20 protein-coding genes and 1 pseudogene are annotated in these 23069 nt (G+C 57.9%); 13 read left to right on the plus strand and 8 right to left on the minus strand.

Annotated elements, in window-relative coordinates; translation table 11 throughout:
• Positions 1 to 2 precede the first annotated feature (2 nt).
• Complete coding sequence (locus HF327_RS13045) at positions 3 to 260, plus strand: hypothetical protein (protein ID WP_198460584.1); 258 nt, start codon at positions 3 to 5, stop codon at positions 258 to 260.
• A 195-nt stretch (positions 261 to 455) separates the two neighbouring features.
• Here HF327_RS13045 and HF327_RS13050 read toward each other — a convergent pair whose 3' ends face one another.
• A complete protein-coding gene (locus HF327_RS13050) occupies positions 456 to 1919 on the minus strand; it encodes a DUF1254 domain-containing protein (protein WP_198460585.1) in 1464 nt (487 codons plus the stop codon).
• 299 nt (positions 1920 to 2218) lie between these two features.
• Here HF327_RS13050 and HF327_RS22310 point away from each other — a divergent pair, with 299 nt between their 5' ends.
• Complete coding sequence (locus tag HF327_RS22310) at positions 2219 to 2344, plus strand: hypothetical protein (RefSeq protein ID WP_268904697.1); 126 nt, start codon at positions 2219 to 2221, stop codon at positions 2342 to 2344.
• Positions 2345 to 2395: 51 nt separating this feature from the next.
• On the opposite strand, the gene HF327_RS13055 is transcribed toward HF327_RS22310, so the two are convergent.
• The 4 genes from HF327_RS13055 to HF327_RS13070 form a co-directional block, all read right to left on the minus strand.
• A complete protein-coding gene (locus HF327_RS13055; RefSeq protein WP_198460586.1) occupies positions 2396 to 3721 on the minus strand; it encodes a sigma-54-dependent transcriptional regulator in 1326 nt (441 codons plus the stop codon).
• 12 nt (positions 3722 to 3733) lie between these two features.
• Complete coding sequence (locus HF327_RS13060; RefSeq protein ID WP_198460587.1) at positions 3734 to 5617, minus strand: ATP-binding protein; 1884 nt, start codon at positions 5615 to 5617, stop codon at positions 3734 to 3736.
• 71 nt (positions 5618 to 5688) lie between these two features.
• Positions 5689 to 6972: a dicarboxylate/amino acid:cation symporter gene (locus tag HF327_RS13065; protein ID WP_198460588.1), complete on the minus strand. Its 1284-nt coding sequence runs from the start codon at positions 6970 to 6972 to the stop codon at positions 5689 to 5691.
• Positions 6973 to 7298: 326 nt separating this feature from the next.
• Positions 7299 to 7733: an acyl-CoA thioesterase gene (locus HF327_RS13070; RefSeq protein WP_198460589.1), complete on the minus strand. Its 435-nt coding sequence runs from the start codon at positions 7731 to 7733 to the stop codon at positions 7299 to 7301.
• Positions 7734 to 7993: 260 nt separating this feature from the next.
• Between HF327_RS13070 and HF327_RS13075 the strand changes: the two genes are divergently transcribed.
• From HF327_RS13075 to HF327_RS13125, 11 genes are all read left to right on the plus strand, one after another.
• Positions 7994 to 9697, plus strand: a complete 1704-nt coding sequence (locus HF327_RS13075; protein WP_198460590.1) for an electron transfer flavoprotein-ubiquinone oxidoreductase — start codon at positions 7994 to 7996, stop codon at positions 9695 to 9697.
• Between the two features lie 37 nt (positions 9698 to 9734).
• Positions 9735 to 9971: a hypothetical protein gene (locus HF327_RS13080; protein WP_198460591.1), complete on the plus strand. Its 237-nt coding sequence runs from the start codon at positions 9735 to 9737 to the stop codon at positions 9969 to 9971.
• A gap of 242 nt (positions 9972 to 10213) precedes the next feature.
• Entirely contained in the window at positions 10214 to 11182 is a 969-nt protein-coding gene (locus HF327_RS13085) for an ABC transporter substrate-binding protein (protein WP_198460592.1), read from the plus strand.
• A 120-nt stretch (positions 11183 to 11302) separates the two neighbouring features.
• Positions 11303 to 12187, plus strand: coding sequence for an ABC transporter permease (locus HF327_RS13090; protein WP_198460593.1), 885 nt, complete (start codon positions 11303 to 11305; stop codon positions 12185 to 12187).
• 24 nt (positions 12188 to 12211) lie between these two features.
• Positions 12212 to 13006 carry an ABC transporter ATP-binding protein gene (locus HF327_RS13095; protein WP_198460594.1) on the plus strand — a complete coding sequence of 265 codons (795 nt, stop codon included), beginning with the start codon at positions 12212 to 12214 and terminating at the stop codon, positions 13004 to 13006.
• 539 nt (positions 13007 to 13545) lie between these two features.
• Entirely contained in the window at positions 13546 to 15021 is a 1476-nt protein-coding gene (locus tag HF327_RS13100) for an amino acid permease (protein WP_198460595.1), read from the plus strand.
• Positions 15022 to 15199: 178 nt separating this feature from the next.
• Positions 15200 to 16573, plus strand: a complete 1374-nt coding sequence (locus HF327_RS13105; protein WP_198460596.1) for a DUF1329 domain-containing protein — start codon at positions 15200 to 15202, stop codon at positions 16571 to 16573.
• Between the two features lie 147 nt (positions 16574 to 16720).
• Complete coding sequence (locus tag HF327_RS13110) at positions 16721 to 18397, plus strand: SulP family inorganic anion transporter (protein ID WP_198460597.1); 1677 nt, start codon at positions 16721 to 16723, stop codon at positions 18395 to 18397.
• Between the two features lie 79 nt (positions 18398 to 18476).
• Positions 18477 to 19274 carry a GGDEF domain-containing protein gene (locus HF327_RS13115; protein WP_198460598.1) on the plus strand — a complete coding sequence of 266 codons (798 nt, stop codon included), beginning with the start codon at positions 18477 to 18479 and terminating at the stop codon, positions 19272 to 19274.
• Positions 19275 to 19278: 4 nt separating this feature from the next.
• A complete protein-coding gene (locus HF327_RS13120; protein WP_198460599.1) occupies positions 19279 to 20130 on the plus strand; it encodes a MinD/ParA family protein in 852 nt (283 codons plus the stop codon).
• A 50-nt stretch (positions 20131 to 20180) separates the two neighbouring features.
• Entirely contained in the window at positions 20181 to 20954 is a 774-nt protein-coding gene (locus tag HF327_RS13125) for a sulfurtransferase (RefSeq protein WP_198460600.1), read from the plus strand.
• 137 nt (positions 20955 to 21091) lie between these two features.
• Here HF327_RS13125 and HF327_RS13130 read toward each other — a convergent pair whose 3' ends face one another.
• From HF327_RS13130 to HF327_RS13140, 3 genes and pseudogenes are all read right to left on the minus strand, one after another.
• Positions 21092 to 21646 (minus strand): flavodoxin family protein, encoded by a 555-nt coding sequence (locus tag HF327_RS13130; protein WP_198460601.1) that lies wholly within the window; start codon positions 21644 to 21646, stop codon positions 21092 to 21094.
• 170 nt (positions 21647 to 21816) lie between these two features.
• A pseudogene (locus HF327_RS13135) lies at positions 21817 to 22225 on the minus strand (DoxX family protein).
• A gap of 70 nt (positions 22226 to 22295) precedes the next feature.
• Positions 22296 to 22997, minus strand: a complete 702-nt coding sequence (locus HF327_RS13140) for a pirin family protein (RefSeq protein WP_198460602.1) — start codon at positions 22995 to 22997, stop codon at positions 22296 to 22298.
• Positions 22998 to 23069 lie beyond the last annotated feature (72 nt).

Below are 23069 nucleotides of genomic sequence, written 5' to 3' on the forward strand. Positions count from 1 at the left end.
AGATGAACCGGCTGATCACCAACGCCGGTTACGCCCTGATCGCCATTGCGCTGGCTCCGCTGCTGGCGCTTGGGCTTTATCTGCTGGCCAATGCACTGGGATTCAGCAATGTCGCAAATCGCATGCCAGACACCATTTTTTCGATCTTCATGCTGCAAAGCTATACGGGCGGCATCGCAAATCTGCTCGGTGAACTCCCCCTCTGCGTCTTGAGCACCTGGTGCTTTATGCATATGACGGGTATCGAGGGCCTGCTGTGAATCTGTGCTCTTTGGACTCTGGCAAAGCTGGCGAGGCCTTGTGCTGCTGCAAAACCTGCGCCAGCCCCTTCACTAAAATTTGGCGAACTTAACGCATCAAAAATCATAGCTGCCAGCGCTTATCCACCAAGCGCTGACAGCTTTTCTTCTGAATACTCGCAAAAGCAGTATTCACCACCAGATCAAACCCGCCAATTACTGGAGTGTTTCAACATAAGGAAGGCTGAACGTTCCATCCTTGACTTCAGGCTTTGGCCCATAACTGCGCGCGATAAACCAGAATCTTTCGCCATTTGCCGGGGAAGGCAGCCAGTTCGAGATTTTTTCGCCCTCTGGCGGCGTAGATTGGACCCAGACATCCATGGAACCATCAGCATTCCGCACAAAATCTCGTGTCTTACTGCTAACAAGGTGACGGTTAATAGGATTCGGCGTCAGGAATTGGCTGTCATCCTTGAATTCATACAACGTCACCGACCAGAAGACCTTCGCTGGAATGCCTCCAGCCGGAATATGAAGTTTGTATTTCTTTGACCCGACGAGTGCCTGACCGTCTGTGCCATAACCTGCTGCAGAGTAAGAAGCCTCATCCGTGGAAAGCCCCAACATAGCCAATCCCCGCGAAATTTCTCTGGCTCTCATAGAAAAATCTGAACGCTCTGCAGTTCCCATCTTTGATCCAGGGCGCGCATAGTTAATCCAGTTCGGACTTCCTGTGGTCGGCCTGTTGAGGGCTTGGTCAAACTGATGGGTCAAGCGCTTGAAGTTAGCGCGCCAGGCATCACGCACGCTTTCAGAAAGATTCTCCCACTTGCAATCTGCACCACATATTCCTACCGTACGCAGGCGGCTCATCACTTCTTTATCTCGATCAGGCGCCGGATTAAAGGCAAGCGCCTGATTCACCATAACGAAGTAATTTTCAATGCTCTCGGGAATCGGTTTAATGGATGCAGGCCTTGAACTAACCCCGCCTTCCGGCTGCTTCAGCAAGAAACCGTCTTGCACGGCATTCGCGGCAGCTTGATCGGCGACTCCATCAATCGCAACCCGCAGGTTGATGTATACATCCTTAGTAGGTGAGCGCACGAGCTTCACGCCCTCTGGTACTGTGCCTTGCCAGTCGGGCGCAACCACCATGTACTTTTGCGCCGCAGTCCCCGTGGTTCTTGCTCCTGCGTAATTGAAGGTGCCGCTGAAATAATCAATCAGCGTCAGTACATAGTAACGATCACCGGTATCGGGTGTTTCAATGATGACAGGGCCTGCAGATAAATCCAGCCACGCGGTTGAATAAAGACAGTCCACCAGAGGGCTTGCCGCCCATGTATCAGCAGGCGTTGTCATTGAACGCTGATGGACGAATTGATTAAGCTTGGTACTGGTTCTACCGCCGGTCTCATTTAAAGCATTCCAGCGGAATGTTGAAAGCGCATACGATGGGTAAATATAATTATACGCTTCTTCTATTAAAGCAGCATCTACACCTTTCTCTTTCACAGCACCCAAAGCGGTACTAGGAATGAGCGCCTGCGTCAAAAAAACAGAAAAACTTGAAACCAAAATCGCATTGAATTTTCGCATGCGAGCTGCTAATTTTGATTTGTTAGCCTCCTCTTTTTTGGCAAAAACTTGATCATAAAAAACGGCGGAATTCATATTAATTATCTGTCTCCAATTTGATTTTTAATTGAATCAATTCCAAAAGCCAATTCAAATGCTAAAGACTCTTTAAAATTAATCCAAGACAGTATTTTTTCATTGAAATAAATCCGCATCCTCCGTTTGAAGGATGGATCGTCAACAAAGGCTGTTTGGCGGAAAACCCTGAGCCGCATTGAAACAACTATCAAAAAACATAGCTTCTATCGCTTATCCATCAAGCTCTGGAAGCCTTTTTAGTTCATTCTTTAAAGAACTCATGCAGTCGGCAAGCGCCGCGTTGCTCCAATGCGGCGATGCCAGACACCACTGCACTCCATTCCATAGCCACCCCTGCGCCGCTACAGGCCCTGTATGACGCAGCAATCTTCATCGGCCCGCAGTTCGAGTTGTCGCCCATGCCGGATGAGGACATTGACTGACTATCAAAAAAGTAGCTGTTTGCGCTTGATATACAAGCGCTACGGCCACTTTCAACCTAAGTCGTATTTGCGAATCTTGTCGTGCAATGTGCTCTTGGGCGTATTCAGCGCCGCGGCTGTACGACTCAGGTTTCCATCATGGGCGCGCAGGGCTTCGGCGATCAGGGCGCGCTCTATGGATTCAACGGTGGCGGATAGTGAACTCTGCGAATCAGGGCCAGCCACCGCCTCGCCCAGCCCCATCTCAATTCCCAGCGTCATTCGCTCAGCCATGTTGCGCAGCTCGCGCACGTTGCCCGGCCAGCCATGGGCCATCAGCGTTTGCAGGCGCTGGGGAGTCAGCTCGGCCACCGGCCTTTGGTGGCGCCCGGCGGCTTGCAGGGCAAAGTATTCAAACAGGCGGGGAATGTCTTCGCGGCGCTCGCGCAGCGTGGGCAGCGTGACGGTGACGACGTTGAGGCGGTAATACAGATCGGCGCGAAACAGCCCTTGGCGACTGAGTTCAAGTAAATCGACCTTGGTGGCGGCGATGACGCGGCAATCCAGCGCTATGCTGGCGTTGGAGCCCAGCCGCTCCAGTACGCGCTCTTGCAGCACGCGCAGCAGCTTGATCTGCATGGCCATGGGCATGCTCTCGATTTCGTCGAGAAACAGCGTGCCGCCGCTAGCATATTCGATCTTGCCAATGCGTTTTTTGCCTGCGCCGGTAAAAGCACCGGCTTCGCTGCCGAACATTTCGCTGTCGAAGAGAGTCTCAGGCAAACCGCCGCAGTTGACGGCAACAAAGTTGCCACTCTTGCGCCGACTGGCTTCATGCAGGCTGCGCGCCACGCGCTCTTTGCCGGTGCCGGTTTCACCCCAAACCAGCACATCGGCCTCGCTGGCCGCCAGGCTCTGCACCGTTCGCCGCAACTGCTGCATGGGCAGGGACTGACCCAGCAACTGGTGCTGCACGACATCTCGGTTTTGCAGTTGCTGGCGCAGGCTGCGCACTTCCAGCACCAGTCGACGGCGCTCCAGGGCTCGGCTCACGGTCTTGACGAGACGCTCGGGAGCAAAGGGCTTTTCCAGAAAATCGGCGGCTCCGTCTTTCATGGCCTGCACGGCCATGGAAATATCTCCATGGCCGGTGATGAGGATCACCGGTAGTTCAGCATCCATGGCATGGATGACGCCAAGCAGTTCCAGCCCGCTCATCTGCGGCAGGCGAATGTCGCTGACCACCACGCCCGCGAAGCCCGCCGACAAGCGCTGCTGCGCCAGCTCAGCCGTAGCTACGCAGCTGCACTCCATGCCCTCCAGTCGCAAAGTCTGCTCGCAGGCCATGGCGACATCGGCATCGTCTTCAACGATCAGGACTTGGAGGGTGTGATTCATGGGCGGCGGCAATCAGGAAAGCGGCAGAGTATCCACTAACGGCAGGCTCAGCGTGAAGATGGCCCCGCCTTCGGGATGGTTGCCGCCCGTCAGGCTGCCGCCACTGGCCCGCGCAATATCGGCTGACAGTGACAGACCCAGGCCCAGCCCCTGACTTTCAGGCTTGGTGGTGAAAAACGGCTCGAACAGATGCGGCAGCACCTGCTCGCTCAAGCCAGGGCCATGGTCCCGCACGGTAATCTGCGCCCAGTCGCCGGTCTGCAGGCACGCTATCTCGATAGGGTGCTGGCTGCCGCCCTGCATGGCATCCAGCGCATTGCTGATCAGATTGACTAGCACTTGCTGCACGCGATTGGGGTCACAGTTGGCCCGCAAACCCGGCATCGACGGCTGGCGGAGCACAGCAGCACCCGCGCGAGCAATGCGCGACTCCAGCAGGGCCAAAGCGCCGTCAATCACCTTCTCCAGATCGACAGGCTGGGGCTGACCCACTGATTTGCGCGCAAAGTTGCGTAACTGGCCGGTCATCTGGCCCATGCGGTCGGCCAGATCGGCCATGCGCTGCAGATTGCTTTGCACCATCTCGGGCTGGCCACGCTCCAGAAACCGCTGGCTGTTGCCGGCCAACGCCCGCAAAGCGGCCAGCGGCTGGTTCAGCTCATGTGCCACTTCGGTCGAAAGCTGCCCAATCACGGCCAGCTTGCCCGCCTGCACCAGCTCATCTTGCGCGGCGCGCAGCGTGGCTTCGGCCTGAATGCGCTCTGCCACTTCTTGCTGTAGCGACTGGTTGGCAGTTTGCAAGTCAGCGGTGCGCTGCTGCACCTTGTGCTCCAGCGCTTCGTTGGCCTGCTTCAGTGCTTGTTGCGCCGCCAGTTGCTCACGCACATGCTTGCGGCGCTGGTAGAGCAAGGCCGCCAGCAGCAAGGCCAAGGCAATGAGCACCCCCGCAACCCAGGCGCGACTGGTCGCCAGTTGCAGTGCCGCCGTCAATGGCGATAGCACGGTGATCTGCCAGGGCGTGCCCGCCAGCGGGCGCGACTGGAGCAGAAAGCGCCCTGTGCGCTGGTCCGCGGATGCAGCCTTGGCGGCCTCAATGCGCACTTGCTTGAAAGCGTCGTCGCTACTCAAAGGCTTCAAGGTCTGCCAGCCCAGCGGGTTCAGGCTCAGGCGGTTATATTTTTGCGAAGCTTCCAGCGCGCTGCGCCGCTCTTCATCCAGCGGCTGCAAGGCGGCAAAGCGCCAGGCCGGAACGTTGCTAAGGATGACCACGCTGTTTTCATCGCTGACCAGCACCGGAGACTCCACACTGGCCCAGGACTCTTCAAGCTGCGCCAGCCCGACCTTGACCACGACCACCCCCTGCTGGGCACCCTGTCCAAGCGTTGTGGTGAGGTAGTAGCCCGGCTCGCCACGCGTGGTGCCAATGCCGAAGTAACGACCACGCCCCTCGCGCAGTGCCTGCTGTACATAGGGCCTGAAGCTGAGATCTTCACCCACATAGCTGTCGGCACGCTGCCAGTTGCTGGCAGCCAGCACATGGCCATCCTGGCCAATCAGATAGACGGTCAGCGTGCCTGCACGGCGGTTGAGCTCTTGCAGATAGAGGTTGGCGCTGGATTGCAGCAGCGCATCGCCCGGCGACTTCAGCAGAGCCTTAACCTCGGGCTGCAGCGCCGCCACATCGGGCAGAAAGGCGAATTTGTCGATTTCTCGCTGCAGGCTGACCACATACCGGTCAAGCCGGTTGTTGCCTGCGGTGGCCACGGTCTCCAGCCCCGCTCGCACAAAAGCCTGATAACCCAGCCAGCCACCCAGACTGCTTGCCGCCAGCCAAAGCAGGATCAGTAGGCTGGCGCGCAGGCGGGATGGCAAAAAAGCGAGCATGGTGCAAGCCATGGTAGCAGCGCCCTGCGCTATCTGGCACCTGAGGCACCTATCCCGGCACCAGCGCACAGGGCGAATCAGACTCAGGCGTGGCTGGCTTGCGCCAGAGGCAGCGCAGCGTCATCCGACGCAGGCTCATCGCCCTCGTCACCTTCCCATTTGGCAACCACTGCGGTGGCAATGGCGTTACCCAGCACATTGGTTAGCGTGCGGCCCATATCCAGGAAATGGTCGATACCCAGAATCAGCAAGATGCCGGCTTCCGGTAAACCGAACATAGGCAGAACAGCCGCCACCACCACCAGCGATGCGCGTGGCACACCGGCAATCCCCTTGCTGGAGATCATCAGCACCGCGAGCATGGTGAACTGCGCGGCCAGCGACATCTCAATGCCATAGGCCTGTGCAATAAAGATGGCCAGGAAGGTGGTGTAAATCATCGAGCCATCAAGATTGAACGAGTAGCCCAGCGGCAGCACAAAGCCGGTAATGCGGGGCTTGATGCCGAATTTCTCCAGCTGCTCCATGAGCTTTGGCAGGGTCGATTCACTACTGGCAGTGAAAAAGCCCACCAGCACAGGGCCGCGAATCAGCGACAGCAGGCGGAACACGTCCTTGCCCAGCACCAGATAGCCGGCACCAATGAGCAGCAGCCACAGCGCGGCCAGCGCAATGTAGAAACCCAGCAGGAACTTGCCGAACACCATCAGCATGCCCAGGCCATGGGTGGCGATGGTGCCTGCCACCGAGCCAAACACGCCCAGCGGTGCAAAGCGCATCACGTACTCGGTCACGCGCAGCATGACGTGCGAGGTTTCTTCCATCAGGTCCACCAGCATGTGCTTTTTCTGGTGGTTCAAATACCCCAGAGCAATGCCGAAGAACAGCGCAAACACAAGGATTTGCAGCACTTCATTGGCCGCCATGGCCTCAAAAATGTTCTTGGGGAAGACGTGGGTGATGAAATCCTTGAAGTTCAAGGCCGAAGTCTTGAGCCCCAGCCCCTCAGCGCTGGTCGGTAATTCCACATGCAGGCCATAGCCAGGCTTGAGCACATTGGCAAAAAACAGGCCCAGAAACAGCGAACACACGGACGCGCCGATAAACCAGCCCAAAGCGCGGCCACCCACACGGCCCACGGACTGGGCGTCGCCCATATTGGCAAGGCCAGCCACCAGCGTGGCGAACACCAGGGGCGCAATGATCATCTTGATCATGCGCAAAAACACGTCGGTGAGTATGCCGAGATAGCTTGCGATCTCTTTGGCAGCCTCGGGGCTCGCAGCGTTGGCGTGGACCAGATAGCCCACCACAACGCCCAGGACCATAGCCAGCAAAACCATGATGGTCAGGCGATTGGATTTCATTCTTGGATTCTTGGTATGTGTTGTCTTCACTGCTGGCAAAAGCCCGGCCCATAAAGCGGCTGAAGCGCCCCGTTCGAGTCCGAAGTTTTGCTAGCGACAACAAGAGTTGGACGCTTGCCTGGCCGACTCCTTATCAGCCATACAAGCACCACACTCCTGTCATCTCACAACCGCGCACGCGGCCTGGCTGTCTTAAAGCACATACCGTGCCAATGAAATATCGCCTTCTAAACCTTTGATTTAATTATTTTCATCATACTTTTTTGCATAACATTGGCCGATTTTCCGAACACAGCCACTGTATTCATACGGATTTCCGAACAGGCTTAGCCGCCGACCTTGCTTCGAATCCAGTCTGGCAAATCCGTCGCTTTCTGCTTTGAAAAGTCTACCCAGATCACCGTACCGCCGCCTGCTGCGCAGACCACACCGGGCTGGGCCACCCGCTCCATCGTGGCCCAGGTTTCAAAAGTGGTGCGAGCGGGATCACTCACGAACATTTTGAGAAGCACCTCATCCGGATAGGCAAGTTGCTGATAAAAATTGCAGAAAGCGTTGACGACTACCGGGCCTTGACCCTGACCTTCCCGGTTCAGTCCTGGCTTGAGGCCAAAGCCGCTCATCCAGTCAATGCGTGCTGTTTCCAGGTAGCGAAAGTACTGGGCATTGTTCACGTGGCCCATGGCATCCATATCGCCCCAGCGCACGCCAAAGCGCGTTTCATAGACCCACGTTTTTTGCTCGGGTAGCTCAATTCTCATGACTCTGGCACTCCTGAATAACGGTGTCGGCAGGTGGCTCATAGTCATCCTGCTCTAGTTTCTTTGGAGGATGGCACCCACAGGGGCGAGCACTAGCCTATGGACTTTGCCGCAATACAGATTGATACGCTGTCACCTTCTCTGCACGGCCATGGGAAGCGCTCAGCATAGAATCGCCCGCATCGCGGCATTTGTGACAGGACATAAGCAAAGCCGCGCAAGCTAGTTTTCCCATTCAATATTCAAGCGAGACTATCCCGATGACGAACGATGAAATCCTGGCCCAATACGGCCCGCGCGAGGCCATGGAATATGACGTGGTGGTGGTTGGCGGAGGCCCCGGCGGCCTAGCCACCGCCATCCGCCTCAAGCAGCTGGCTGCTGAAAAAGGTCAGGATGTTTCAGTTGTCGTTCTGGAAAAAGGCTCCGAACCCGGCGCACACACTTTGTCGGGTGCCATCATGGACCCCCGCGCGCTGAGCGAGCTGATCCCCGACTGGAAGGAAAAGGGCGCGCCCCTGAACCAGCCCGTGACCGAGGACGCCATGGTGTTCCTGGGCGAGAAGGCTTCGCTGCGAACACCCAACTGGCTGCTGCCCAAGTGCTTTCACAACGAAGGCAACTACATCGTGCGCCTGGGCTTTGTCACCAAGTGGCTGGCCGAGCAGGCTGAAGCGCTGGGCGTGGAAATTTTTCCCGGCTTCACCGCCGCTGAAGTGCTCTACAACGAAGATGGCTCGGTCAAGGGTGTGGCCACCGGCAATATGGGCATCAGCAAGGAAGGCGAGCCCACAGGCGACTTCCAACTGGGCATGGAACTGCACGGCAAGTACACGATTTTTGCCGAAGGCGCACGTGGCCATCTGGGCAAGCAGATCATCACCAAGTACTCGCTGGACGCTAACCGCGACCCACAGACTTATGGTCTGGGCATCAAGGAACTGTGGGAAATCGACCCCGCACGCCACAAGCCCGGCATGGTGCTGCACACCGCCGGCTGGCCCATGAAGAGCGACACCTATGGCGGTGCCTTCCTGTACCACCTGGAAGACAATCTGGTCACGCTGGGCTTCATCACGGGTCTGGATTATTCCAACCCCTATCTGTCTCCTTTCGAGGAAATGCAGCGCTGGAAGACCCACCCCAACATCCGCTACTACCTGGAAGGCGACGAAGCCAAGGGCATCAAGCCCGGCAAGCGCATCTCCTACGGTGCCCGCGCCATCACAGCTGGCGGCATCTCCAGCCTGCCCCGCTTTGTGTTCCCCGGTGGTGCACTGGTGGGCTGTGAAGCCGGCTTCCTCAACGTCAGTCGCATCAAAGGCAGCCACGCTGCCATCAAGACGGGCATGCTGGCCGCTGAAGCCGCCTATGCCGCGCTGGTGGCGGGTCGCCAGCACGACGAACTCAACGCCTACACCCATGCGTTTGAAAACAGCTGGCTGTATGAAGAGCTGTGGAAGGCACGTAACTTCAAGGCCTGGTTCAAGAAGGGTCTGACCACCGCTTCGATCATGAACGGCCTGGAGCAGTTTGTGCTGCGCGGCAACATTCCTTGGACGCTGCACCGCAACAAGCCCGACCATGCTTACCTAAAGCCCGCTGCCGAATGCACCCCCATCGAATACCCCAAGCCCGATGGCAAGCTGACTTTTGACCGCCTCTCCAGCGTGTTCATCAGCAGCACCAACCATGCGGAGAACCAGCCAGCGCACCTGACGCTCAAAGATGCTAGCGTCCCCGTCAATGTGAATCTGACCAAATTTGCCGGCCCCGAGCAGCGTTACTGCCCCGCTGGCGTATACGAGTTTGTGGAAGATGCTTCCGACGCTGGCAAGCAGCGCCTGCAGATCAACGCCCAGAACTGCGTGCACTGCAAGACCTGCGACATCAAGGACCCGACCCAGAACATCGTCTGGGTGACGCCAGAAGGTGGTGGCGGCCCTAACTATTCAGGCATGTAAGCTGCTCTGGATTTCATCGAAAGAGCCTGCACGGGTCATGCCTATGCAGGCTTTTTTATGCCCAAACAGGATTCAAAGCAGATCAAACGACGGATTTACATGCGGCCAAGGCGCTGGCTGGCCAAAGTTTTACATTCAGCCCAAACCGCAGCGCTCGCTGCTTGCTGCAGTTATGAATGCACTACAAGGCAATCTTCAAATTCAGGCCTTCCGCGAATATTTCAGCAGCCAGATCACCTTCAGCGCAGGAAAAATGCAGAAAATAAAGCCATAGAAGGCATGATCGACGCAATATTGCGCGCAATTCAACTTGATTACCGCACTCTTAATCTAATCATTTAGCGCTTTGCGCAGCTTTCATGCCATTTTTTCGCAATCCACGTATAGGGATAAACAGGGTTATCGCAAGCGAGAAGACAGGCAGGTCCGTGAAGTAGACTTTCCCGCGAGGCGCTGTGTCTTCAAGCACTGCAGCCTTAATTCATCTGAAACTTACAACAAACGCTGGAGATACACATGAAGCAGCTGTCCTTGGCACGCATGGGCGCACTGGCCCTGGCAATTTCCGCCATGACGGGCGCCTACGCCGCCGACACCAAGTCCGTGGCCGTGACCGCCATTGTTGAGCACCCTGCTCTGGATGCAGTGCGTGATGGCGTCAAGGACGCCCTGAAGGCCGCCGGTTACGAAGAAGGCAAGAGCCTGAAGTGGCAATACCAGAGCGCTCAAGGCAACACCGGCACCGCAGCGCAGATCGCCCGCAAGTTTGTGGGTGACAAGCCTGATGCCATCGTCGCCATCGCTACGCCTTCCGCTCAGGCCGTAATCGCCTCGACCAAGACAGTGCCCGTGGTGTTCTCCGCCGTCACAGACCCCGTAGCAGCCAAGCTGGTGCCTAGCTGGGAAGCTTCCAAGAACAACGTCACCGGTGTGTCCGACCTGCTGGCTCTGGACAAGCAGATGGATCTGGTCAAACAGGTCGTGCCCAATGCCAAGCGCATCGGCATGGTCTACAACCCCGGTGAAGCCAACTCCGCCGTGGTCGTGAAGGAACTGCAGGCCCTGCTGCCCAAGCTGGGCTGGACACTGGTGACCGCAGCAGCTCCCCGTTCGGTGGACGTTTCCAGCGCCGCCCGCTCGCTGGTGGGCAAGGTCGATGTGATCTATACCAACACCGACAACAACGTGGTGTCAGCCTATGAGTCGCTAGTCAAGGTCGGCCAGGACGCCAAGATTCCTCTGGTGGCTTCGGACACTGACTCCGTCAAGCGCGGTGCTGTGGCGGCCTACGGCATCAACTACCGCGATCTGGGCGAGCAGACCGGCCGCATGGTCGTGCGTATCCTGAAGGGCGAGAAGGCTGGCGATATCAAGCCCGAAGTTTCCACCAAGATGGAACTGTTCGTGAACCCCGGCGCTGCTGAAAAGCAAGGCGTGAAGCTGTCTGACGCTCTGGTCAAGGCTGCAGCCACCGTGGTCAAGTAAATCCCGGTCTGTGACTTGCGCTGCAGCCCCATGGCTTGTAGCGCCAGCACAGCGGCAGGTGCCGTGGCGACATGGCCCTGCCGATTTTTTTAGACGTCTGCCGCGCCTGTCGCTTCCTCTATGTCTTTATTTTCCATTCTCGGTGCCATTGAAATTGGCCTGATCTTCAGCCTGGTGGCGCTGGGCGTCTTCATCTCTTTTCGGTTGCTGCGCTTCCCCGATCTGACGGTGGATGGCAGCTTCCCTCTGGGTGGTGCCGTCTGCGCCATTCTGATTTCCACAGGCACCAACCCCTGGCTGGCCACGCTGGCCGGAACGGCTGCAGGTGCTGTCGCAGGCTTCATCACGGGCTGGCTCAACGTTAAGCTCAAAATCATGGATCTGCTGGCCTCTATCCTGATGATGATTGGCCTGTACTCGATCAATCTGCGCGTCATGGGCGGCCCCAATGTGCCGCTGATCAATGAGCCCACGCTGTTCACCATGCTGCAGCCTGACAACATTGAAGACTATGTGATGCGCCCCATCATCTTGCTGGGCTTTGTCATCGTGGCCAAGCTGGCGCTGGACTGGTTCTTTGCCACCGAACGTGGTCTGGCCATTCGCTCCACGGGCTCTAACGCCCGCATGGCACGTGCACAGGGCGTCAACACCGGTGCCATGATTTTGCTGGGCATGGCGATTTCCAACGGCCTCGTCGGTCTGGCTGGCGCGCTGTTTGTGCAGACACAGGGCGGCTCTGACATCTCCATGGGCATCGGCACCATCGTGATTGGTCTGGCTGCAGTGATCGTGGGCGAAACCATTCTGCCTTCGCGCAAGATCATCTGGGCAACCCTGGCCGTGGTGATTGGCGCCGTGGTCTACCGCTTCTTCATCGCCGCCGCGCTCAATATCGACGCGATTGGCCTGAAGGCGCAGGACTTAAACTTGGTGACGGCGGTGCTGGTCACCATCGCTCTGATCATTCCGCAAATCAAGAAAAAGCTGAGCAAGCGCAAATAAAGAAGAAGGACTGCGGAGAACACCATGCTGAACGCACAGAACCTCGAACTCACCTTCAACCCCGGCACGCCGATTGAGACGCGCGCCCTGCGCGGCCTGTCGCTGTCCATTCCTGATGGCCAGTTTGTCACCGTCATCGGCTCCAATGGCGCGGGCAAGTCCACATTCTTGAACTGCGTCTCGGGCGATCAGAGCGTGGACAAAGGCAAGATTGAAATCGCCGGCATCGACATGACGCGCATGCCCGTCTGGTCCCGCTCCAAGCAGGTCGCCCGCGTGTTTCAGGACCCTATGGCCGGTACCTGCGAAGACCTGTCCATCGAAGAAAACATGGCGCTGGCACATGAGCGTGGCAACTTCCGCGGACTGTCCAAGGCCGTGAAGGCCGCCAACCGCGACCTGTACCGCGAACGCCTGTCAACGCTGGGGCTGGGCCTGGAAAATCGCCTGTCCGATCGCATCGGCCTGCTGTCTGGCGGTCAGCGTCAGGCCGTGAGCCTGCTGATGGCTGCGCTGCAGCCCTCGCGCATTCTGCTGCTCGATGAGCATACGGCGGCGCTGGACCCCCGCACCGCGGATTTTGTGCTGCGACTGACCGACCGCATCGTGCAGGAAACCAAACTGACCACCATGATGGTCACGCACAGCATGCGCCAGGCTCTCGACGTGGGCACGCGCACCGTCATGCTGCACCAAGGCAATGTGGTGCTGGACGTGAGCGGCGAAGAGCGCGCCAGGATGGATGTGCCTGACCTGCTACACATGTTTGAGAAGGTTCGCGGCGAAAAGCTGTCGGATGATGCATTGCTGCTGAGCTGATCGAACAGCACATTGAACTTCACAGCGAGCAAATCGCTATCAAAACAGAAGCTGCCAGCGCTTTATTCACAAGCACTGGCAGCTTTTTTACATCAAGACCAATAACTATTGTCCAACAATAAAGTCAATTTGACTTTTAAATTTGACGAAATGATCAATAAATCAGCCTAAATATCAGCCTCCAAGATCCTCAACAGCCAAAGACACCTCCAACAAAGACGACGAATTGACGAAGGTTTAAGGATATTTAAAAAAGCCGCAAAATGCTTATTTACTCGATATAAATCAACATCTTAGGCATCAATTCCGGTGACAAACGCCAACATCCGCCCAGTCTGCTGCACAGTTCAGGCGCAAATCGCTCACAATCGGCACCCTGTCGGCAGCCTCTGAGGACGATGCATGTCATCGCGCATCACGCTGACCGCGCTGATATCCGGTTCAACCGGACATCACAATGCAAATCACCACATGAAGCAACGGCTTGTACGCAAGCCACTTTCCACCTGCTTCATGCGCTGCAAAAATCAGAATCTCTCATGAGCGATAGCCAAGCAAAAACTGACAACGGTGGCTTGCACCGTTCCCTCAAGGCCCGCCATATGTCGATGATCGCCATCGGCGGCTCCATCGGCACTGGCCTTTTCGTGGCCTCGGGCGCGACGATTTCTCAGGCCGGCCCTGGCGGTGCCCTGCTGGCCTATATGGTCGTCGGCCTGATGGTCTACTTTTTGATGACCAGTCTGGGCGAAATGGCCGCACACATGCCCGTGTCCGGCTCGTTTGCCACCTATGGTGCCAAGTATGTGGACGAAGGCTTTGGCTTCGCCCTGGGCTGGAACTACTGGTACAACTGGGCCGTGACCATTGCGGTCGACCTGGTAGCCGCGCAGCTGGTGATGGCCTATTGGTTCCCTGGCACCAACGGCATGCTCTGGAGCGCCCTGTTTCTGGCACTGATGTTTGGACTCAACGCTCTTTCAGCCAAAGGCTTTGGCGAGTCGGAGTTCTGGTTCGCTGCCATCAAGGTCACCACGGTGCTAGTCTTCATTGGCATTGGTGTGCTGATGATTTTTGGCATTTTGCAAGGCGGCGCGCCCGATGGATTCTGGGGCAATGTCGCCAACTTCACCGCCGGTGATGCGCCTTTTGCAGGCGGCTTTGCCGCGCTGATCGGCGTGGCCATGGTGGTGGGATTTTCGTTCCAGGGTACCGAGCTGATCGGTATTGCAGCGGGCGAATCGGAAGACCCGGGCAAGAACGTGCCCAAGGCCGTGCGCAAGGTGTTCTGGCGCATTTTGCTGTTCTACGTCTTCGCCATTCTCATCATCGGCATGCTGATTCCGTACACCGACCCCAAGCTGCTGCGCAACGATCTGGGCGACATCGCTGTCAGCCCCTTCACGCTGGTGTTTGAACGTGCGGGTCTGCTCGGCGCAGCTGCCGTGATGAATGCCGTGGTGCTGACTTCTGTGCTGTCCGCCGGTAACTCGGGCATGTATGCCTCGACCCGCATGCTGTACGCCATGGCCAGACAAGGCATGGCTCCCAAGCTGTTTGCCCGGGTGAACTCGCGCGGGGTACCCGTGATGGCTCTGATTGCCACCACGCTGATCGCCGCCATGTGCTTCTTCACCAATGTCTTCAGCCCCGAAGTGGTCTATATCTGGCTGCTGAACCTGTCCGGCATGTGCGGCTTTGTGGCCTGGCTGGGCATTGCGATCAGCCACTATCGCTTTCGTAAGGGCTGCGAAGCGCAGAACTTCGACATGAACCAGCTGCCTTACAAGGCGGCGGCCTTCCCCTTCGGTCCCATCTTTGCCTTTGTGCTGTGCCTGGTCATCACACTGGGCCAGAACTATGAAAACCTGATCAAGGACCAGATCGACTGGATCGGAGCTATCGCTACCTATATCGGCCTGCCCTTGTTCCTGGCCATCTGGTTTGGCTACAAGTGGATCAAGGGCACAAAGATCGTCAAATACGAAGAGATGGATCTGCGCGGCTCGGATTGATTTTCAGCCGCACTCTCCCCCCAAAGGCAGCTCCGGCAACGGTGCTGCCTTTTTTATTGACACAGATATGAAGCTTTTTATTAGTCTTATCAGACGATTCATGTCATGACAAACATCCCCAGAATTCATCCATCACAGGCAACGACCTGCATGTATTTTTAGAGGGGGGAAGAGAGCGATGCAAGATAAAAAAATGAGCGCAGCCCTGATGCTGTGCATGGGTCTGATGGCCGGATCCGCCTTTGCCAAGGTGCCCGCCGCAGAAGCCGACAAGCTGGGCAAGGAGCTGACCTGCACCGGCGCCATCAAGGCAGGTAATGCAGATGGCAGCATTCCCGCCTTTACCGGAAAAATCCTGGGTGTACCGCCCGGTGTGAAGTTCACCAAGTCGGTGGGCCAGTTCCAGCCCGATATCTACGCCAATGAAAAGCCGGTCGTAGAAATCACGGCGGCCAATATGGCCCAGTATGCAGACAAGCTCAGCGATGGCCAGAAGGCGCTGCTCAAGCGCTTCCCCACGACCATGCGCATCCCCGTCTACCCGGGTCACCGCGACTTCCGTTATGACGACGAGATCTGCGCGGTGATCAAGCGCAACGCACTGGAAGCCGAAGTCGTCAATGAAGGCAATGGCGTCAAGGGGTTCATGGGTGCACTGCCCTTCCCCATTCCCAAGACTGGCCTTGAGCTGTTCTGGAACAACCTGATCCCCAGCCGCGCCAGTACCGAAGAGGTGGAGCGTGACATGGCGCTGGTGGGCGTGGGTGGCGATATTGCCTGGGGCCGCACCAGCTATATTCAGCTCAGCCGCTATGACTCCAAGGAAAACCTGGGCAAGCCCAACGATGGCAAATATGCGTATGTGACCAACTTCTCCATGCTGCCCGAGCGTGAAAAAGGGGGTGTAATTCTGTCGATTGAGCCCATGAACTTCGGCACGGACAAACGCCTAGCCTGGGCCTATGACCCCGGCACCCGCCGCGTGCGCCAACTGCCCGAGTTCGGCTATGACCAGCCCTCCCCGGGCACCAGCGGCAAGGCCACCATCGACTCAGAGCGCCTGTTCAACGGCGGCTCCGAGCGCTATGAGTGGACCATGCAAGGCAAGCGCGAGATGTACATCCCTGCGAACACCTTCCGCATCAACCAGCAGATCAAGTACGCGGACCTGCTCAAGCCCGGCCACCCCAACCCGGCCTACACCCGTTACGAGTTGCGCCGCGTCTGGGTGCTGGAAGGCAAGCTCAAGCCCGGCTACCGCCACGTTTACTCCAAGCGCGTGATGTTCATTGACGAAGATACCGGCCACGCCGTCTCGGGTGACTTCTACGATGCACGCGGCCAGCTGTGGCAGCACGGCGAGATCAACTACTACTACGCCTACGACATCAAGAAGTGGCATGCAGGCACCTCGTTCTACTACGACTTGAATGCTGGCTCTTATGTCAGCATGAATCTGGTGCAGGAACGCCCCAAGGCTCCGATTCTGGGCAAGGACAACCTCAAGCCCAGCCAGTACACCCCCGAGGCGATTCGCAATCTGGGTAACTAAAAAATAGACCGGTGGTTCAACCACTGCGCGCACCACACCGAAAGGTGGGAAGAGAGGCCTTGAGCCTCTCTTTTTTAATCTCATCAAAACAATCAGCGGCTAAGCTTCAGGGGTCTAGCGAGATTTCATTCGCGGACAATGACCCCCATGCAATCTTTGGCCCGCTGGCTCCCTTTTCTCAATTGGCCCAAACCCACATCCGCCCTGCTGCGCGGTGAATTCTGGGCGGGTCTGACTGTCGGCCTGATGCTGCTGCCGCAAGGTGTGGCCTATGCCGCACTGGCCGGCATGCCGCTGATCACGGGCATTTACGCCTCCATCATTCCGGCGGCTATTGCCGTGCTGTTCAGCCCGTCGCCCCGGCTGGGCGTGGGGCCCACGGCCCTCAGCGCGCTGCTGATTGGCGCATCGCTGACGGGCATGGCCGAGCCAGGTTCTGCCCAGTGGGTCGCTCTGGCCGCATGGATGGCCATTCTTTCGGGCCTGCTGCAGTGGAGTCTGGGCATGGTGCGCGCGGGCTGGCTGCTCAACCTCGTCACCTCGCCCGTGCTGGCGGGCTTTACGCAAGCGGCGGCTTTGCTGATTCTGGCGTCACAGTTGCCCACGCTGCTGGGCATGCGCTCGGACTGGGGAACCGTCTGGCATTCGCCCTCTATTTATCTGTTCAACGGGCAATCCATCGCCTACGGCCTGTGCAGCATGGCCTTGCTGATGCTGGCCAAAAAATGGCGTCCTGCCTTCCCCTCCGCCATTTTCATCATCGGGCTGACCGGTGTCATTAGTTGGGCGACGGGGTTTGCCGATGGCGGAGGCTCCGTCATCGGCCACCTGCCAGCCGGTCTGCCGCACTTTCAGTGGCCTGGCATGCTGGAATGGGAGCAGTTTGCCAGCCTCATCATGCCGGTTCTGGTCATTTCTCTGGTCAGCTTTCTGGAAACCGCCTCCAGTGCGCAGGTCGAGCACCAGCAGGCCGGTACGCGCTGGAATGAGAATCAGGATTTGATTGCACAGGGCCTGTCCAAAATCAGTGCCGGGCTTTTTGGCAGCTTTGCCACCAGCGCCTCATTTTCACGCTCAGCCGTCAATCTGCTGGCGGGCGCCAAGACGGGCTATGCCAATGTCTTTTCCATTCTGCTGGTGATTGTGGTGGTGCTCTGGTTTATTCCATGGCTATACCACGTGCCCCAGTCTGCGCTGGCAGCCATTGTGATCACGGCGGTGCTCAATCTGGTCAAGCCCAGCGCCATTCTCAAGCTGTTCAAAATTTCCAGGGTCGAGGCCTGCATCAGCGTCGCTACGCTGGTGCTGACGATTGCCACCGCGCCACGCATGTACTGGGGCGTGTTCGCCGGCATCATGCTCAGCCAGGCCTACTACCTTTACCAGCACCTGCACCCGCGTATTATTGAGGTCGGCCTGCACCCCGATGGCAGCCTGCGCAGCCGCCAACTCTGGCAGTTGCCGGTGCTCGCGCCCCAACTCATCGCCCTGCGCATGGATGCCGATCTGGACTTTGCCACCGCCACCGCACTTGAGCGCTATGCAGCCGACGCCTTGCAGCAGTCGCCCCAGACCCAAGACCTGGCACTGCTGATGCAATCCATCAACAGCATCGACATTACGGGTGTAGAAATTTTTGCCAGACTGGAGCGGCTCGTCGCTCTGCGCGGTGGCTTGCTGCATGTGGTGGGCCTGAAGCTGCCCGCAGAGCAACGCCTTCAGCGCGCAGGCCTGCTGGGCCGCAAAGGCAGCCCTGTGAGGCTGTACCGAACCGATGCCGAGTTTTTGCAAAGCCTTGGCAATTTCCCCACAAAGCTGACCTAAATCAACGCTACGGATAAACCTGCAGTTACAGAAAATCAAGGCGCACTGCTACACTGATAGCCATCATTGATAGCAAGTTGTGACTTCATCCGCACCTCATCAATCCGTGTTTCTGCGTGATCTGCGCCTTGCCACCGCCCATAATCTGGTGACACGCACGGGCGGCGACGAGATTCGCCTCCCCACGGACACTCCCACCCATTACCTGCAAGCACTGATTGACGGTCTGTGCGAGCTGTCTTTGCGCGACCCCCTCACGGGGCTTGCCAACCGCCGCCATTTCCGCACCGTCATCGAGCGCGAAATGGACCGCGTGGCACGCTCCGGCGAGACGGCTCTGCTTCTCATGCTGGACATTGATCACTTCAAGCAGATCAATGACACGCATGGCCACATCGCGGGCGACATGGTGCTGCAGTCTGTCGCGAAGACCTTGTCCGAAGGCATACGCCCTATGGACACTCAGTCCCGCTATGGCGGCGAAGAATTTGCCATTGTTCTGCCTGCCTGCCCCGCCCATCAGGGCCACGCAGTGGCTGAACGCCTGCGACAAACCATTGAGTCCACGCCCATCCGCATCTCCTCCGGCCAGACCCTGTACATGACTGTGAGCATTGGCGGTGTCTACGCACAGCAATGGATTCGCAGCACGACCCAGCTATGGACAGAACGTGCCGACCGGCAGCTGTATCTGGCCAAATCAGCGGGCCGCAACTGCGTATTCATGGAAGATCCACCCGACAGTACCGTGAGTGCCGAGGAAAAAAGCCTGCTTTTCAGCCCTTTACCTACCGCCACCTTCGAGGAAAATGGCTCAGTGCACAACACAGCACCAGACGTATACACCGACGCCGAGCGCCAGGTCATAACGCCTTGAGACGATGGATACCTTGGTCACACTCCCCACACTGCCCGCACATATTTCCATGGAAGATGCATTACGGGCGCCCAGCCGATCCAAACTGGCCCACATCATCGCTGTCACCAGTGGCAAAGGCGGTGTAGGCAAAACATTTGTGTCCGCCAATCTGGCTGCAGCCCTCACGCGCCACGGCTTCAATGTATTGGTGCTGGATGCAGACCTGGGCCTTGCCAACCTGGATGTGGTGCTCAACCTCTATCCCAAGGTCACGCTGCACGACGTCTTCACGGGCCGCTCCACGCTGGATGAAGCCATTCTGACCACGCCCGGCGGCTACTCCGTGTTGCTGGCGGGCTCTGGAATGATCGAATACTCGCGCCTGACGCCCGAGATTCGCGCCCAGTTCATGCGCACCATCGAGACGCTGCGCCCCCGCTACGACATCATCTTGCTCGACACCGGCGCAGGCATCTCTGATGTCGTGCTGTTCTCGGTCTCTTTGGCCACCGAAGTACTGGTCGTGGCCACGCCCGAGCCCACCTCGCTGACCGATGCTTACGCCGCCATCAAGGTGCTGGCACTGCAGCAAAAGCGCCAGCAGGTGCGCCTGGTCATCAACCAGGCACAGCGCCCCGGCGATGGCCGTGCCATCACCAGCCAGCTGCAGCAGGTGCTCAACCGTTTTGTAACCACCGAGTCCGGCGAGCCGCTACAGCTTACCCACTGGGGCGATATTCCGGTCGACTCCGCCGTGCGCGAAGCCGTGATGCGCCGCCAGCTACTGCTGCAATCCATGCCTGGAGCACCCGCTTCTCTCGCAGTGGCACAGCTGTCCAATAAAATCAAGGCAGCACTGACGGCCCCGGTCTGAGCTGCGTCACCCTCGACGCAGCCACCGAGCGGCCGCACCCGGATACCGACGTGGCCGACATACTCAACATCTCCTGCTACAAATTCACGCCCCTGCCCGATGCGGCTCAGCTACGCGAGACGCTGCATGAGCGCGCCCAAGCCCTGAACCTCAAAGGTACGGTGCTGCTGGCCGAAGAAGGCATCAACTTCTTTCTGGCAGGCTCCGCCGAAGCCGTCCACCGCTTTGTCGATGCACTGCGCCAGGATGAGCGCTTTGCCGACCTGGCACCCAAGGAAAGCTGGTCCGAGACCGTGCCATTTCGCAAGATGCTGGTCAAGGTCAAGAATGAAATCATTCGCATGGACCACCCCACCATTCGACCCGCCAATGGCCGCGCGCCATCGGTTACGCCCGCTACGCTGCGGCGCTGGCTGGAGCAAGGCCACGACGACGATGGCCGCGAAGTGGTGACACTGGACACACGCAACGACTACGAAGTGGACGAAGGCGCGTTTGCCGGTACCGTGGACTGGCGTCTGACCAAGTTCACAGAATTCCCCCCTGCCCTGCGCGAGCACAAGGCCGAATTTGCCGGCAAGACCGTGGTCAGCTACTGCACAGGCGGTATTCGCTGCGAAAAAGCCGCCATTCTGATGCGCGATGAAGGCCTTGAAAACGTCTACCAGCTCGAGGGCGGCATCCTCAAATACTTCGAGGAAACCGATGGCAAGTTCTACGACGGCGGCTGCTTTGTCTTCGATGGCCGCGACTCGCTGAGCACCGATCTGGCGCGAACGGATCTGGTGCACCCTCGCCCCATCAAAAAGCACCTGATGGAATAAGAGTCGCGAGCTCCCTGCACACCACTATCAAAAACAAAGCGGCCAGCGCCTGTTCATACTTGGCTTCATAGCTATTTCACTCTGAAGTCCTTGAATGACAAGCGCTGGCCGCTTTGAATGAAATAGCGGATGAAAGCTTATTGGGCCCAGCGTGCAGCTGCCTTGGCGACGCGATCGCCAAACTGGCGTGCGGTTTCCAGATCACCCGCCGCCATTTCACCGGCCGATGCATCCGAAGGTGACTGCGCCATGGCACCGCTGAAGCTGCCCATCCAGTTCACATCGTTGCGTTGTGCCGCCTTGGTGTTCGACGGCAACAGGCCCAGACCCACCCACACGCCGCCATGCTGCATGGACAGATGGTAGAAATAATCCAGCGTGACCTGCTTGTCGCCCTGCACACTGGCGCTGTTGGTGAAACCGGCGAACAGCTTGTCCTTCCAGGCCTGCACAAACCAGGCCTTGGACGAGGCATCGGCAAATTTCTTGAACTGCCAGCTCGGTGCGCCCATATAGGTCGGCGCACCAAACACGATGGCATCGGCTGCTGCCAACAGCTCCCAGCCACCTTCAGGCAGATTGCCGTCCGCATCAATGGCCAGCAGTTGCGCGCCAGCGCCCTGCGCCACAGATTGCGCCATGCGCTGGGTATGACCGTAGCCCGAGTGGTAGACCACAACGATATTGCTCATGAATTTTCTTTCTTGCTCACTTGAAGTGGCTCGGGCATACCACCCGGCCAGCGTAAATCTGTATGCAACAAGGCCCGCCAGATTTTCACCCGCGGGCCTTGTTGACCGTGCGCACTAGCGTATCAAATTTATAGCTGCTTGCGCGCTCTGCATCTGGGCTACAACGCTATTTAAGCCTTGCGGCCATCCACGCTCCAGGCACCTGCGCCATGCGCTGCATAGCCGAGCAGACCGCCGACGACAGCAATGTTCTTCCAGAACAGCAACTGCTGCATCATGGCCGCCTCGGCAGGAACACCCCAGAAATTGTGGAAAAAGAAGCTGGCTACCAGCGTGAAGAAGCCCAGAATCAAAGCTGCCCAACGGGTATGCCAACCCAGCAAGATGGCCAGGCCACCGGCAATTTCAATCACCAGCCCCAGACCGACAGCGACTGTCGGCATGGGCATGCCCACCGATGTGGCATAGCCCACAGTGCCTGCAAAGCCACTGATTTTTTTGAATGCCGGCCGGCAAAAACAGCAAGGCAATCAGAATACGGCCCACCAGATCCAGCGGGTTTTTCAGTTGATTCAGCATTTCACACTCCATTCCTTGCGACTCTGGGCCGCATTGGTTTACTTTTGCACAAGCCCTGCGGTGAGCAACCTCAGGGTTCCAGGTCAAACACCAGAACTTCCGCAGCCCGGCCGTTGGCAAGGCGCAACTGCTTCTCATTTTCAATAAGCGCAGCGTCCCCGCTTGTCAGGGTTTGTCCATTCACGTCCAACTCCCCGCGAATCAGATGCACATAGGTCTTGCGCCCAGCGGGCAACGTCATTTCGGCAGATTCAGCGCCGTCAAACAGGCCGGCGAACAAGCGCGCATCGGCATTCAGGGTCACCGAACCTTCGGCACCGTCTGGCGAGGCCACAAGACACAGGCGACCGCGTTTTTGCGCTTCGCTGAATGACTTCTGGGCATAGCCTGGTTCGATTCCGGTGCGGGCGGGCAGCAGCCAGATCTGCAAAAAGTGCGTGGTCTTGTCTTGGGCGTAGTTCTGCTCGCTGTGCACCACTCCAGAGCCGGCACTCATGCGCTGCACTTCGCCAGGCAGGATGGGGGTTTCATTGCCCATGCTGTCCTTGTGCGAGAGCGCACCTTCGAGCACATAGCTGATGATTTCCATGTCGCGGTGGCCGTGAGCGCCAAAGCCGGTGCCAGGGGCAATACGGTCTTCATTGATCACCCGCAAATTGCCAAAGCCCATATGCCGTGGGTCGTGGTAGCCGGCAAACGAAAAGCTGTGATAGGACTTGAGCCAGCCGTGGTCGGCATAGCCGCGTTCCTGGGATTTGCGCATAGTCATCATGGTGCTTTTCCTTTCGTTCAGATGGTTCTGTTTCTGTATGCCTCCACTGTAGAAGTTGCCGCCCGCGCTGTG

The sequence above is a fragment of the Comamonas suwonensis genome (genome assembly GCF_012844455.2).
Classification (GTDB): Bacteria; Pseudomonadota; Gammaproteobacteria; order Burkholderiales; family Burkholderiaceae_C; genus Comamonas; species Comamonas suwonensis.